10 protein-coding genes are annotated in these 12,429 nt (G+C 34.7%); 1 reads left to right on the top strand and 9 read right to left on the bottom strand.

Annotated features, from left to right (window positions below):
* Positions 1-14: 14 nt before the first annotated feature.
* The 4 genes from acsn021_RS08990 to acsn021_RS08975 all read right to left on the bottom strand — a co-directional run bounded on the left by acsn021_RS08990 (position 15) and on the right by acsn021_RS08975 (position 5,513).
* Positions 15-1,199 (bottom strand): sugar ABC transporter substrate-binding protein, encoded by a 1,185-nt coding sequence (locus tag acsn021_RS08990; RefSeq protein WP_184091244.1) that lies wholly within the window; start codon positions 1,197-1,199, stop codon positions 15-17.
* A gap of 16 nt (positions 1,200-1,215) precedes the next feature.
* Entirely contained in the window at positions 1,216-2,154 is a 939-nt protein-coding gene (locus tag acsn021_RS08985; protein WP_184091246.1) for an ABC transporter permease, read from the bottom strand.
* A gap of 92 nt (positions 2,155-2,246) precedes the next feature.
* Positions 2,247-3,749: a sugar ABC transporter ATP-binding protein gene (locus tag acsn021_RS08980; protein ID WP_184091248.1), complete on the bottom strand. Its 1,503-nt coding sequence runs from the start codon at positions 3,747-3,749 to the stop codon at positions 2,247-2,249.
* A 24-nt stretch (positions 3,750-3,773) separates the two neighbouring features.
* On the bottom strand, positions 3,774-5,513 hold the full coding sequence (locus tag acsn021_RS08975; RefSeq protein WP_184091250.1) for a glycoside hydrolase family 3 protein: 1,740 nt from the start codon (positions 5,511-5,513) through the stop codon (positions 3,774-3,776).
* A 197-nt stretch (positions 5,514-5,710) separates the two neighbouring features.
* Between acsn021_RS08975 and acsn021_RS08970 the strand changes: the two genes are divergently transcribed.
* Positions 5,711-6,919, top strand: a complete 1,209-nt coding sequence (locus acsn021_RS08970) for a helix-turn-helix transcriptional regulator (RefSeq protein ID WP_184091252.1) — start codon at positions 5,711-5,713, stop codon at positions 6,917-6,919.
* Between the two features lie 126 nt (positions 6,920-7,045).
* Here the strand turns inward: acsn021_RS08970 and acsn021_RS08965 are convergent, their stop codons facing one another.
* The 5 genes from acsn021_RS08965 to acsn021_RS08945 form a co-directional block, all read right to left on the bottom strand.
* Positions 7,046-8,095: a glycoside hydrolase family 88/105 protein gene (locus acsn021_RS08965; protein WP_184091253.1), complete on the bottom strand. Its 1,050-nt coding sequence runs from the start codon at positions 8,093-8,095 to the stop codon at positions 7,046-7,048.
* 217 nt (positions 8,096-8,312) lie between these two features.
* Entirely contained in the window at positions 8,313-9,200 is an 888-nt protein-coding gene (locus acsn021_RS08960) for a metallophosphoesterase (protein WP_243167790.1), read from the bottom strand.
* A gap of 188 nt (positions 9,201-9,388) precedes the next feature.
* On the bottom strand, positions 9,389-10,093 hold the full coding sequence (locus acsn021_RS08955) for a hypothetical protein (protein WP_184091254.1): 705 nt from the start codon (positions 10,091-10,093) through the stop codon (positions 9,389-9,391).
* Between the two features lie 299 nt (positions 10,094-10,392).
* Positions 10,393-11,280: a carbohydrate ABC transporter permease gene (locus acsn021_RS08950; protein WP_243182326.1), complete on the bottom strand. Its 888-nt coding sequence runs from the start codon at positions 11,278-11,280 to the stop codon at positions 10,393-10,395.
* Between the two features lie 30 nt (positions 11,281-11,310).
* The gene (locus tag acsn021_RS08945; protein WP_243167791.1) at positions 11,311-12,270 is read right to left on the bottom strand and encodes an ABC transporter permease; all 960 of its coding nucleotides are present in this window, start codon (positions 12,268-12,270) and stop codon (positions 11,311-11,313) included.
* Between the last annotated feature and the right edge of the window lie 159 nt (positions 12,271-12,429).

Genomic DNA, 12,429 nt, shown 5'->3' with positions numbered 1-12,429 from the left:
TACTAAGTTTACTGTTATTTTGCTGATAGCTCTTCCATAGACATTTTTAAAAGTACTTCTTTTAAATCAGCATAATTAGCATTATCATTATACACTGTTAAATAAGACTTAAAGCCTTCTGGTGAAATAAATGCATCTTCCACATCTGCCGTATAGAATAGGCATTCTTCAGAAAGTGTTGCCATTTCGTCTTTATTTGTTACAAATATTACGGAGGTATCTGCTCTCTCAGCAGTTGATGGTTTATCCGCATAAGGTTGTCCTGCTATTTCATTTAACAGTAACGCCATCGGGAATACAATTGCTTCTGTACTTGATAAAGTAAACATCTTAATTTCTTCGTTATTAAATGCAGCATTATCATCTTTTTTGAAACCAGTTGTATAAAGATCTACGTCCGTTCTGCCTGAGCTAACCATAGCTGGATAAATAAAGCCGCTAGCTAAGCCAAAGATAGAATCCAGTTCAGGATAGGTTGCAAAATAAGTGTCTTCTAACTGTGTAAACATAAGCTCTTGCGTGTCATATATATCAATTTTGTCAGCAGCTGTTTCGTTATAAGAATTAACTTTTGCTGTAAATGCGTCAATTGCTTCTTGCTTATGTGGATAGTAATTTAATGGGAAAGTGACTACACCAACTTTTTTATTGTTATTTTGGATAACCAATTCTGCTGCTTTTTCCCCTATACTACTATTATCGTACAGACCATCATTTACATTTCCAAGATAATACTTGCTGTCTTTAATTTTATCAAAGCTACTTTCCATATCTGTTAAATACCCAGCTAAATAAACTCCTGCATTCTCACATTCTTCTAATATAGCTTCTGTACCGTTATCCATACATAAAATTAATCCGTTAATACCAGAAGCAATCAAATTTTGCGCTGCGGTAATGTTTGTTTGTTCATCATAGCTGCTTCCTGCAACATATTCATATGTGAAACCTACCTCTTTAGATAAAGCATCCATATATGCTGTTACCGCATCCATAGTTTCTCCACTTTGAAAAAATCCTAATACTCCGATTTTTACATTTGAAAAATCATAACCAGCTGTCTCACCAGCATTCTCCTCATTTACTGCCGGAGTTGCTGTGGCATTGTCTGATCCCTTTTTTCCATTGTTTCCACATGCTGTTAAACCTACTAACATGATTCCTGCCATACAGGCAGCGATAATTTTTTTTAATTTCATAATCTTCTCTCCTTTTTTATCTTGGTAATACATTGCCTTTTTTGCGACATGTGAGTATTACAATAATCGCAAAAATGAGAGCTTTTACAATCGGAACTTGATTTACCTTTACACCAGATAATGTCAATCCATTGGTTAACAATACATAAGTAAATGCTCCAATTAAAGCTGCACTTATTTTACTTTTCATACCACCAGATAATGGCATGCCCCCCAGAATTAATGCTACCATTACATCCATATGATACCCATTTCCAGTTAAACGAGAGGAACTTCCTGTTCTTGCAAGTACAAAAATACTGGCAACAGAAATACAAAACCCCATGGTTAAATATGCATATATTTTATACTTGAATACATTGATGCCAGATTGCTGCGCACATTCTTTGTTTGCACCAATACTACAAGTATAGCGTCCTATTTTTGTATAATTAAATACATAATTAAGTATAACCGCTAATATAACCAAGGTTAAAATCTGCACAGAAGTTTCTTTCCAAAATGTAAAATCATAATCTGATGTAATCGTATTTGTTTTAATAGTAATTATAGTCTGCAATCCACTTCCCAAAAACATTAAAAATAAACTAGTAACTACCGAAGGCAGACCTAACCATGCACTTACTGCTCCATTTACCAAACCAAAGCTCAGTGCTAATGCCAGAGCAGCTAAAAACCCAATAAGTAAATTACCTGTAGCATTCACAATTGTGATTATTATTAGAGTACATAACCCCAAGCAGGCACCTACTGATATATCCATATTTCCTAAAGAGTACACAAACACTGCCCCTAAGCAAATAATTCCTAGTGCTACTGTCTGCTGAATTACAATTCTTATGTTATACGATTGAAATAACCTTCCGCTTGAGGTGATATAAAACACTGAAATTACAAATATTAGTCCTATATAGGGAAGTACCCCCATAAAATTTAATTTCTTTAACTTTTCCATCGCTATTCCCATTGCATACCGCAAGCCTGTTTGCGGCACTGCCACTAATAGAACAGGTTAAAAGAATCCTGTCATGGCATCCTTTCTCTCTGTTAGATAATGTATTCAATGATATCTGTCTGCTGCAAATCTTTGCTTCTCATTTTGGTTCCGCTTATTGTATCATTTTTCATTATCATGATTTTGTCACACATTCCAATTAGCTCCGCTAATTCTTCACTGATCATCAAAATTGCTTTGCCTTCTTTTTTCATTTCATGAATCAAATGATACATAAACTGTTTAACACCAATATCAACGCCCCGGGTAGGACAATCCATAATTAATATGTCACTACCAAGAGCAGTCCATTTTGCAAAGGAAACCTTTTGTTTATTGCCACCTGACAGGGTAGAAACAAACTGTGAACCATTATTGCATTTAATGCGAAATGCTTCAATCTGCTCCTTAGCACATTTCATACTTTTTCTCTTTGATAGGAACATGAATTTTCCGGTCAAGGAAGGAATACTTGGTAATATTATGTTATCATTAATGGAGCCCTGTACAATCAAAGCTTCTTGATCTCGATTTTTAGAGATATATGCCATATTTTTATTAATAGCATCCAGACAGGACTTTAACCTCTCGCCATGACATTCAACGCTTCCAGAAGAAATCTTTTCAAGTCCGAAGGCTGCTCGTCCTACATCATGCATACCGCTTCCTGACAGTCCGCCAATGCCTAATATCTCACCTTTGTGAAGTTGAAGATTAAAATTCTTAATTTTTTTAAAGCTGCAATTCTTAAACTCTAAAACAATCTCATTTGAATGACTTGCATCAAAGTCCTCTCTGTAGTACGTATCTCCAATCTCTCTGCCTACCATCATATAACGTATTTTTTTAGGTTCCATTTCTTCTTTGGTTAATGTACCAATAATATCACCATCTCTTAAAACGGTTAAGATATTGCAGACTTCTAATATCTCCTCCATATCATGGCTAATAAAAATTACGGCTTTTCCTTCAGATGCCAATTTACGAACCAGCTTGTAAAGCAATTCACGCCCTGTCTGACTAAGTGCTGTTGTTGTTTCATCTACAACTAATACCTTCGTTTTGTCCGAAACCACCCTGCAAATTTCAATTAATTTTCTATCCTCAAAACCATAGCGGTCTATAGAGTCCTCCCCATGAATATGATTCATCCCAAATTCTGCAAGTCTTTGATTGGCTGCATGAATCATCTTCTTTTTTGAAACAATGCCACAAGTACAAAAATCCCACTCTTTACCTGCAAATAGGTTTTCTGCAACGGTTACTCCGCTTATGGTATTTGCTTCTTGCAGTATCATACTAAATCCTTCTTCTTGTGCATGAATCATACTAGCCGGTTTCCACCTCTGTCCCATAAAAAACATTTCGCCGCTGTCGTATCCCTGCATTCCGGCAGCGATACTAGTTACTGTACTTTTACCACTGCCATTCTCGCCAACAAGACCATGTATTTGACCTTTACTAATTTTTAGATCAATACCTTTTAATGCACGGGTAGCTAAAAAGCTCTTGTGCATATTTTTAATCTCGAGCAGAATGTCTTTTTCTTCTTTCATACTGACCTCCAAACTATACTATTACTAATACCTTGTGTCCCATCTGTTACACCACACATTTTCATTGTATATCCCTTTGAACTCCGATTTTCCAATAACCTTCTCAATGGCAGCCTGAATACATTCCCTTGTAGGTTCATATGCATTGATATACGTTTTCATCATTGGCAAATCATACAAATGATTGGTGTAATTTAATGAAATACACACCGTCGGTACTTCTCTTATCCACCATGGAAGCTCATTGGAATGGGGTGCAGAATATTTCACTCTCACATTATTCTCCTGTGCATATCCCTTCATATGAACAAATACAAAAACAATATCGTAGGTCTTTTTAAAATCTTCAACTTTAGCCATCTCCATAGCTTTAAACCGGTTAAATCTTGAACTTTGCTCACATTCCATTTCATAGTAAGATTTATTAGTATCAACCAAAAAGCCAGCCCTCTCTAATTCATCCTTTACAACCTCTTTCATAGGGTCTGTTCCTTCGCAATTAGAAACAGGTGCACTTTCCATATAATAAAGTCTTGCTCTTTTTCTACTCGATATATCAACTGGCAAAAGGTTCTGTGTATCCTTAACCAATGTAATACTCTCATCTGCTATTGCTTTGGCAATTTTTTTATGTTCTTCACATCCTATTATTTCCAATCTTTTTTTCGCATCTTCAAGTGGAACCTCAGTTTGTTTATGAAGTCCTAATTTAGCCTTCATACCAAGTATTCTTTCTAAAGCTTCCTGTAATCGTTCTTCTGTTATAATACCCTTATGATAGCCCTCTAACATATAATTAAAGTCTTCTTCTTCATCATGGAAGAAGAGAAACATATCACACCCAGCCGCGATAGCACCCGGTACTTGTAGACTTCTGGGTTTTGCACTTAATAACCCTCCCATATGGGAGGCATCTGTCAATACCAAGCCATTAAACCCTAGTTGCTCTCGCAGTAAACCATTCACTAACTCTTTAGCAAGTGTAGCAGGCATTATATCCGTTTCTTCTAAGTCAGGACATAATTTTTTACTGTACGCAGGCAATGCAATATGACCAACCATTACCGTTTCCAGACCTTCCTCTATTAACCCTTTATAAACTTTTCCAAACGACTCGTCCCATTCTTCACAACTCAAATCGTTGATTCCCATTACTAAATGTTGATCTCGTTCTTCAATTCCATCTCCCGGAAAATGCTTTGCACAGGTTAATAGCGAACTCTCTTTAAATCCTCTAATATTAGCTTTTGCCAACTTTAAGACCTGATTCGAATCATTTCCAAAGGCTCTTGTATTTACTATGGTATTTCTCCAATTATATACAATATCAACAATTGGAGAGAACGTCCAATTACAGCCTAAGGCAGAAGCTTCTCTACCTCCGATTTTCCCCATTTCATATGCTGCCCAATCCGACTCCATTGCTGCACACTGGGCTCCTGATGCGACCTTCGTCCCCCCCTTGCAGGCACCACTTCCGCCGTCTTCACAATTTGTTGCAATAAACATTGGTATTTTGCTAATCTTTTGATAAAACCTGTTTTGCACCAGAATCTTTTCTGGATCGGTTTCGACGTACCTCGCCCCACCAATATGATATTTTTCCACTAAATTCCTCAAATAGTTTTCATCTGTACTTTTTCCTAAAACGATAAAAAGTTGTCCTATTTTTTCTTCCAAGCTCATCTTTGAAATCGTATCTTTTACCCACATAATATCTGATTCATTTAAATTAAACGGCGCTGCCTTTAGATTCACACTCATATTCTATTACCTATCAACCTATTTTTTCTGTATTATATCATGTTATTTTGAAATCAATTAGAAAAATAGTAATATGATTAGTAATATATTAGCATGATTTTTTATGTATAGTTTGAATTAAAAAGCTTATTATTGCTATTATACATTTAGTATATTACTATTAATAACAACAGACAAAAGGAGATATCTATATCACAATGAACACTCATACGCTAACTCTTATAAAAAAATTGGTATTTGATACTATCCAGTTAGATTTTAATTATTTAAAAGATCCTTATACAGATATATTCCATTTTGACCGGCATTTGAGAAATAGCCTGGAACACTCTGAAATCTTGTACCAACAGATTATAGAGCGAATTTATAGTTTACAGCATAATTGTTTTTACTTAATGTGCGATAATTTTATATTAAATTACGTTATTTTCTTACCCTTTGAGCATAATAGAGATGTTATAACATTAGGTCCCTACATGACCAATGAGATTGATGCTGACTACCTCAATGAAATAGCTACCATCAATCATTTAGCCTATGCTGATATTGAATATGTAAAAAGATTTTTATTTGGAATCCCACGTTTTGACAATAGCCTTCAATTACTCTCCATAGTGACTGACATATTATTATACCTTAATCCCGCATCTATTACATTTTCTATCGTAAATGAGTCATTGTTATCCAGAGATAATGAAGTAAAGGAACTTGTACCAAAAGAAGATTTTGAAGTTTATGCCAACTCAGTAGAAGAACGTTACAAAATAGAACATACAATCTTGCAGGCAATAAAAGAGGGGAATTCCAGGAAAGCCATGTTGGCTGGTAAAGAATTTTTAAGTCGCCCGTTTGAACCAAGGATTAAAAATAACTTGCATGACATAAAAGCCATGCTATTTTCAACTAATACTTTATTTCGTAAAGCAGCCGAAGATGTCAAAATTCATCCTATCTATCTACATGAAATATCTTGTAATTATGCACAATTAATAGAAACCTCTCTGTCTGTTCGTGAGTTAAATAAGATATACGAGAAGATGATAAGAGATTATTGCCTTTTAGTTAGGAATAAATCTATGGTTCAATATTCGCCAACCATTAGACCTATTCTACATTATATAGAATTTAATATTAACTCACCCTTAACACTAAGTGAGCTTTCAAAAAAGTTTAACTTATCCATACCCTATATTTCAAGTTTGTTTAAAAAAGAGCTTAATATGACTGTAGTAACTCATATTAATAAGTTAAGAATACGAGAAGCTATAAAATTATTAAATACATCTTCCATGTCAATCCAGAACATTGCTGCGTATGTTGGAATTTTAGATTGTAATTATTTTACTAAAGTGTTTAAGAAAGAAATCGGATGTACTCCCAGTGAATACAGAAAGAAAACCACATAACCACATAACCAATAACCGGCTTTTTCCCCTTACAGTACTTGAGTTCTGCCAGAATGAACTGGCAGAACTCAAATCAGAAGAGGATTGAATTAAAATAACACCTAAAGGAATGTTAAAATAACTGAATTAAAGTGCCCCATCCACATCTAAGTTGCTATAGTTTAAGACAGCACTGAAAAATGCCAGAGCCATACCCTGTCCCCATCCCTGTATCCATTTTTTCGATATGTTACAGTATCCGTCTCTGTCTTTCATTACTGCTGTTCCGCCAGAAACATCGGTAATGCGACCATCTGGTGCAATATGTTCTAATACACCCTTTATTGATTTCTGCACATGTTTGATATGAAGAGGATTTCTCTTTAACGTCATAGCAGCAGCTATTCCGGCAGATGCCGATAATTCTTCGTAGGACTCTTCATCATCTAAGATCGTCCTCCATAAGCCATTCTCTGTCTGAAGAAGTTTCAAAGCTGAAAGTTGCTCATTGAGACTCCCTACTATCTCCAGGTACTGGGGATACAGATAGCATTCCGGCAATATTCCTCCAACTTTACTCATAGTATAAGCAGCCCAGCAATTAGCCCTTCCCCAATAAAATCCTGACATATGGTCTTTTGAGATGTTATTATACCCATGATACCATAAGCCTGTATCCGGATTCTGAAGATACTGGATGTGCCAGTAATACTGATTTAGCGCATCATTTACCAATGCTTCGTCCTTTGTCATAACACCCACTCTCAACAGGAAATAGGCCGCCATAAATAATGTATCCGCCCAACACTGTTCCGGAAAATCATTCTTCGCAGAAACCGTATGCTGCAGTACACTGTCTCCAAAACGCAGCGCGTGATTTCTTAAATACTCTACTTTGGATTGAATCAGTTCCATGTACTTTTCGTCTCCAAAGGTTTGGTATAAAGTAATAAGGCAATGTCCCATAGCACATGTATTCACAGTCCAAACCGGAAGTCCCAGACTAATCAGTTCGTCCACACGTTCTTTTAAAAAATTAATATAGTCTTCCTTTTTTGTGGCTTCATAGGCTTCCGCAATTCCGGCATATGCCACTCCGCAGGGCCAATCCCAGGACATATCCATGCGTTTTGTGCGATCCACTATTTTGTCCATTGCTTCTAGTATTTCATTTCTGTCAAAATTTAAAGTTCCCATCTTATGCTCCTTCATTTAGTTTATACAAGCATATTATATTACAATTTTCACAATGCTTCCATAGCTAAATCATCACATGCCGCAGATATTTTATTTTCCTGCTTTCATATCTGCTAAAACTTCACATTCTAACGTTGAACTCCTGTATATTTTTAAAACCAAGGAAAATCTGAAATATGCTTTGATTTCAAGCCATTATGCTGATTAAGCTGCCAATTTATTTACTTGAATAGAGGGTAATCTCAACTATTTGAGGACAATTTAAAAACCGAAAGCCCAAGCTTCCATTTCCAATTCCTCTACTGACAATCATTCTTTTATCATTTTCTTCAAATAATCCCTCGTCATATTTAGGAAAAAATGTTTTCTCCGGAGAGTATATTCCGCCTATAAAGGGAATTCTTACCATACCACCATGAATATGTCCGCTTAATGTTAGGTCTGCCCCCCATTTAGAATACGTATCAAAAAAAACTGGGTTATGTGTCAGTAGAATGTTAAAACTCTCTCTCCCACATTCACCTAGAATTTTTCTCATAGTATCCTCAGCAAAATAATAAATATCCGGATTATCTAAAACATAAGCACTGGTTTGATCACTGTAATATCTTAAATTAAACCACATTCCATAAATATTAATTTTGGCATCATCTTTTTCGATTACAGCCATTTCATTATCAAGAACATTGACTCCATAAGATTTTAACTCATTATATATAAATGCAAGATTTTGTTTACTTAAAGCTTGCTCATGGTTTCCGACTATATAATAGACGGGATAATTTTCTGCTAATTTTTTTGCAAAAGTCAAAAATATACTAAATTCCGTATCTGTTGAGTTTACCATATCACCTGTCATAACTATTATATCAGGGTTTATTTTAGCTATTTTCTTTAATAATGTACCATTTTCTCGTCCAAACTCTTTGCTATGCAAATCTGATAATTGAACTACTTTAAAACCATCAAAGGCTGATGGTACATTGCCTGCTATTACATTATATTTATCAACTACTACAACTGTGTTACTTATGATTATTATTATGATTCCCAATCCAAGCAAACCTGCGATTAGAAAAAGTATCTTCTTAATTATCTTACGCAATGAACTTTATTCCTCCAACTTGTATGGTTGCTATTAAAACCAGCATCCTATATAGTAACATTTTTACTACCATTATGATACTTCAAAATTCTTAATTCATTCTTAAGTTTAATGAGCTGCTAATAAAAACACCCTTTCGATTCCTCAGAAACGATAGGGTGCAGCTATTTTCTTCATTTAGATTATGATTATTTCATTTTCTTCCCAAAATATTTAAAGAGTTCCATCAAATCATCCATAGATTGAATCGAGATTCTTGCACTAAACCTTATACGGTCAGAGACTTGGAAATCTATTATTGAGATAGCTTTTGGTAAAGCAATCGGTATTTTTATTACAGAACCAGATATATTTGCATCATATTTTTCCAGTTTTCTTTGTAACATTTTTAGTATCCAGTTCTTGGGGATAGGTACTCTACCCAAAGAAGCTTTATTAATTATTACATTAATCTCATTATCAATTATATCTATATTCGTTTTAAGAACTACCTGCGTAGGTATAAATGAACCTAATTTAGTATCCAAATAAAAAATAACTATACCATTTTCTATATTACACTGAATATTCTCTATTTTTAAAGAATTTGAAGCACTAAATTTTTCAGTAATTATATGATTTATATCTTTTTCGGTGAATTTGAACTCAAAATCTTCCGTCTTATTCTGCAACATACCGGAAATAGAGCCCAACAGTTCATTCTGAAGAATTTCTTTTACTGAAACAGCATCTGATGTGTCATTGTTGGTAAGTTTTTTAACTGGTTGTATGCCGAATATAAATGCGGCTATAAAAACTACAAGTAAAGCAATAACTAAGTAAATCCTTTTTTTCATTCTGTTTTTCCTCAATCTCTCATTGCATGCCGTATCAGCTTGTACTTTGGCAATCATTTTTGAGATATCCTTCTTAAGTTACTGGTTATTACCTATACAAGTATACTAATACTTAAAAATAAATTCAACTATTATTTGAGATCAGGGTGTCAAAAGCCCTCTTAGAAAAAATATTGCAGTAATATGCACAAGCAAAAGAACGAATGTGCCTATGGAAATGTATTAGATATTCTTTGAAATTGAAACATGCGTCTTTTGACCTTGTGCACAGTGCTGGTTCAATATAATAATCAGAGAATTTGACACCCTAATCTTATTTGGTTAATTTAAAAATTGGGACTAATCTGTGTTAAGCCTTACCCTTTTACAGCTCCAATCATAACACCCTTTACAAAGTATTTTTGAAGAAAAGGATAGATACAAAGAATCGGTAAGGTTGATATAACGATTGCTGCATACTTTATGGTTTCTGCGTACGTGTCCATGGCATCTTTGTTGGCAGCTCCTTCATTGAGCAGATTGGAATTTGCTATGAGCACCGCCCTTAATATATTTTGAATGGGTAGTAATTCATTTTTGGTAATATACAAGGAGGCATTAAACCAGCTATTCCAATGCCCCACCCCATAATAAAGCAGCAAAACTGCCAAAGTGGGTTTGATTAAGGGCGTAATAATTCTGAACAAAACTGTAAAATCACTAGCTCCATCCATATGAGCGGATTCCGTTAAACTCTCAGGTACTGCTTCTATTGCCGTTTTACATATAATTGCATTATATATACTTAATGCACCTGGAATAATTAAAGCCCACAGATTATTATATAATCCCAGGGATTTTTGATTTAAATACGTTGGAATCAAACCGCCTCCAAAAAACATGGTAAACATCAAATATGCTAGTATGTATTTCTTCCAAAAAACATTTTTTGCTGCCATGAAATATCCGCACAGTAGTGTCATTATAATGTTGAGCGGCAATGCACCAGCCAGTACAAGCAGGGTATTTTTAAAGCCGCTTACTATTAATGGATGTTCCAAAGCTTTTTGATAAGCACCAAAGCTAAAATTTTTCGGTAAAAATAATTTTCCGGGGTTCGTGCTGATAGCTGCACTACTGCTAAACGATGCGCATATAACATACCAGATCGGATAGAACGTAACGATTATAAGTAAAATCATCACAAACATTATGATACTATCTAACAAAAAATCTCCCCTGCTTTTATGAATTCTTGTTTTCACTTTAACCTCCATTTAATCCTTGCCTCTGCCTTAAAATAAACCTGTTTTATTTACTTTTTTACTTATCGCATTGGTTATTATTAAAAATAATATATTTACAAGTGCATTAAATAAACCGATGGCAGTGCTGTAGCTGAAATTGGCATCTAAAACTCCGATACGATACACATAAGTGGAAATAACATCTGCTACTTCATAGGTTGTGGAGGAATAAAGGAGTAATATTTTTTCAAAGCCTACATTTAATATACCACCCATTCGAAGAATAAATAATATCGTAATTGTAGGCAGTAAACCCGGTAACGTAATATATAGCATCTGACGAATCCTGCCGGCTCCATCCACTTTGGCGGCTTCATACTGTTCCTGATCAATTCCTGTTATTGCTGCTAAATATATAATGGAATCCCACCCTACGGACTGCCATATACCCGATATAATATAGATTGGATAAAACCATACTTTACTTGCCAGAAGATTTTTTTGCGCGCCTCCTAATGACACCACCAGATCTGTTATAAGTCCATCGGATTGGGTAAAGGTCTTAATTAACCCACTGATAATAACAATTGATATGAAATATGGCATATAGGATATGGTCTGCACTGTCTTTTTAAAATGTTTATTTTTAATTTCATTAATTAGCAGTGCCAGTATTATAGGTGCCGGAAATCCAAAGAGAATACTTAATCCACTAATAGAAATAGTATTTCGTAGTATTCTCCAAAAATAATAATCATTAAAAAACCGGGTAAAATGATCCAAACCAACCCATTTGCTGGCTGCAATTCCTAATGCAGGGCGGTAATTCTTAAATGCTATCACAACCCCATACATTGGTTTATAGCAAAAGATAGCTATGTAGATAACAACCGGTAATATCATAAGATACTTTATCTTATTTTTCTTAAAATCTTTTGTAATTACAGTGAATAAAGACTGCCTAATGACGGATGAATAACCGTTATCCTGCCTTTTTTTTCTTAACAAGGTCTTTTCCTCCTTTATTTTGCAGCAATTCTTCAGAGCATGCTTAAAACATACTCTGTCATAAGCGCTTTTGTAACAGTAAGACAACTTTCAGGCATAAATTACAGCCCAAAAGTTGCCGTATGTTAGGTAGTCAAAAAACAGGTTATACAATTTATA

This window comes from Anaerocolumna cellulosilytica (genome assembly GCF_014218335.1).
In the GTDB taxonomy this organism is placed as follows: Bacteria; Bacillota; Clostridia; order Lachnospirales; family Lachnospiraceae; genus Anaerocolumna; species Anaerocolumna cellulosilytica.
The sequence above is the reverse complement of the archived record's forward strand: the minus strand, read 5'-3'. Positions and strand labels throughout refer to the sequence as shown.

What these genes read in the sequence shown, in the direction of transcription:
- acsn021_RS08965 (WP_184091253.1), bottom strand. Translation starts at nt 8,095, where the DNA reads ATGGGAACTTTAAATTTTGACAGAAATGAAATACTAGAAGCAATGGAC.
- acsn021_RS08985 (WP_184091246.1), bottom strand. Translation starts at nt 2,154, where the DNA reads ATGGAAAAGTTAAAGAAATTAAATTTTATGGGGGTACTTCCCTATATA.
- acsn021_RS08990 (WP_184091244.1), bottom strand. Translation starts at nt 1,199, where the DNA reads ATGAAATTAAAAAAAATTATCGCTGCCTGTATGGCAGGAATCATGTTA.
- acsn021_RS08975 (WP_184091250.1), bottom strand. Translation starts at nt 5,513, where the DNA reads ATGAGTGTGAATCTAAAGGCAGCGCCGTTTAATTTAAATGAATCAGAT.
- acsn021_RS08980 (WP_184091248.1), bottom strand. Translation starts at nt 3,749, where the DNA reads ATGAAAGAAGAAAAAGACATTCTGCTCGAGATTAAAAATATGCACAAG.
- acsn021_RS08970 (WP_184091252.1), top strand. Translation starts at nt 5,711, where the DNA reads ATGAACACTCATACGCTAACTCTTATAAAAAAATTGGTATTTGATACT.
- acsn021_RS08955 (WP_184091254.1), bottom strand. Translation starts at nt 10,093, where the DNA reads ATGATTGCCAAAGTACAAGCTGATACGGCATGCAATGAGAGATTGAGG.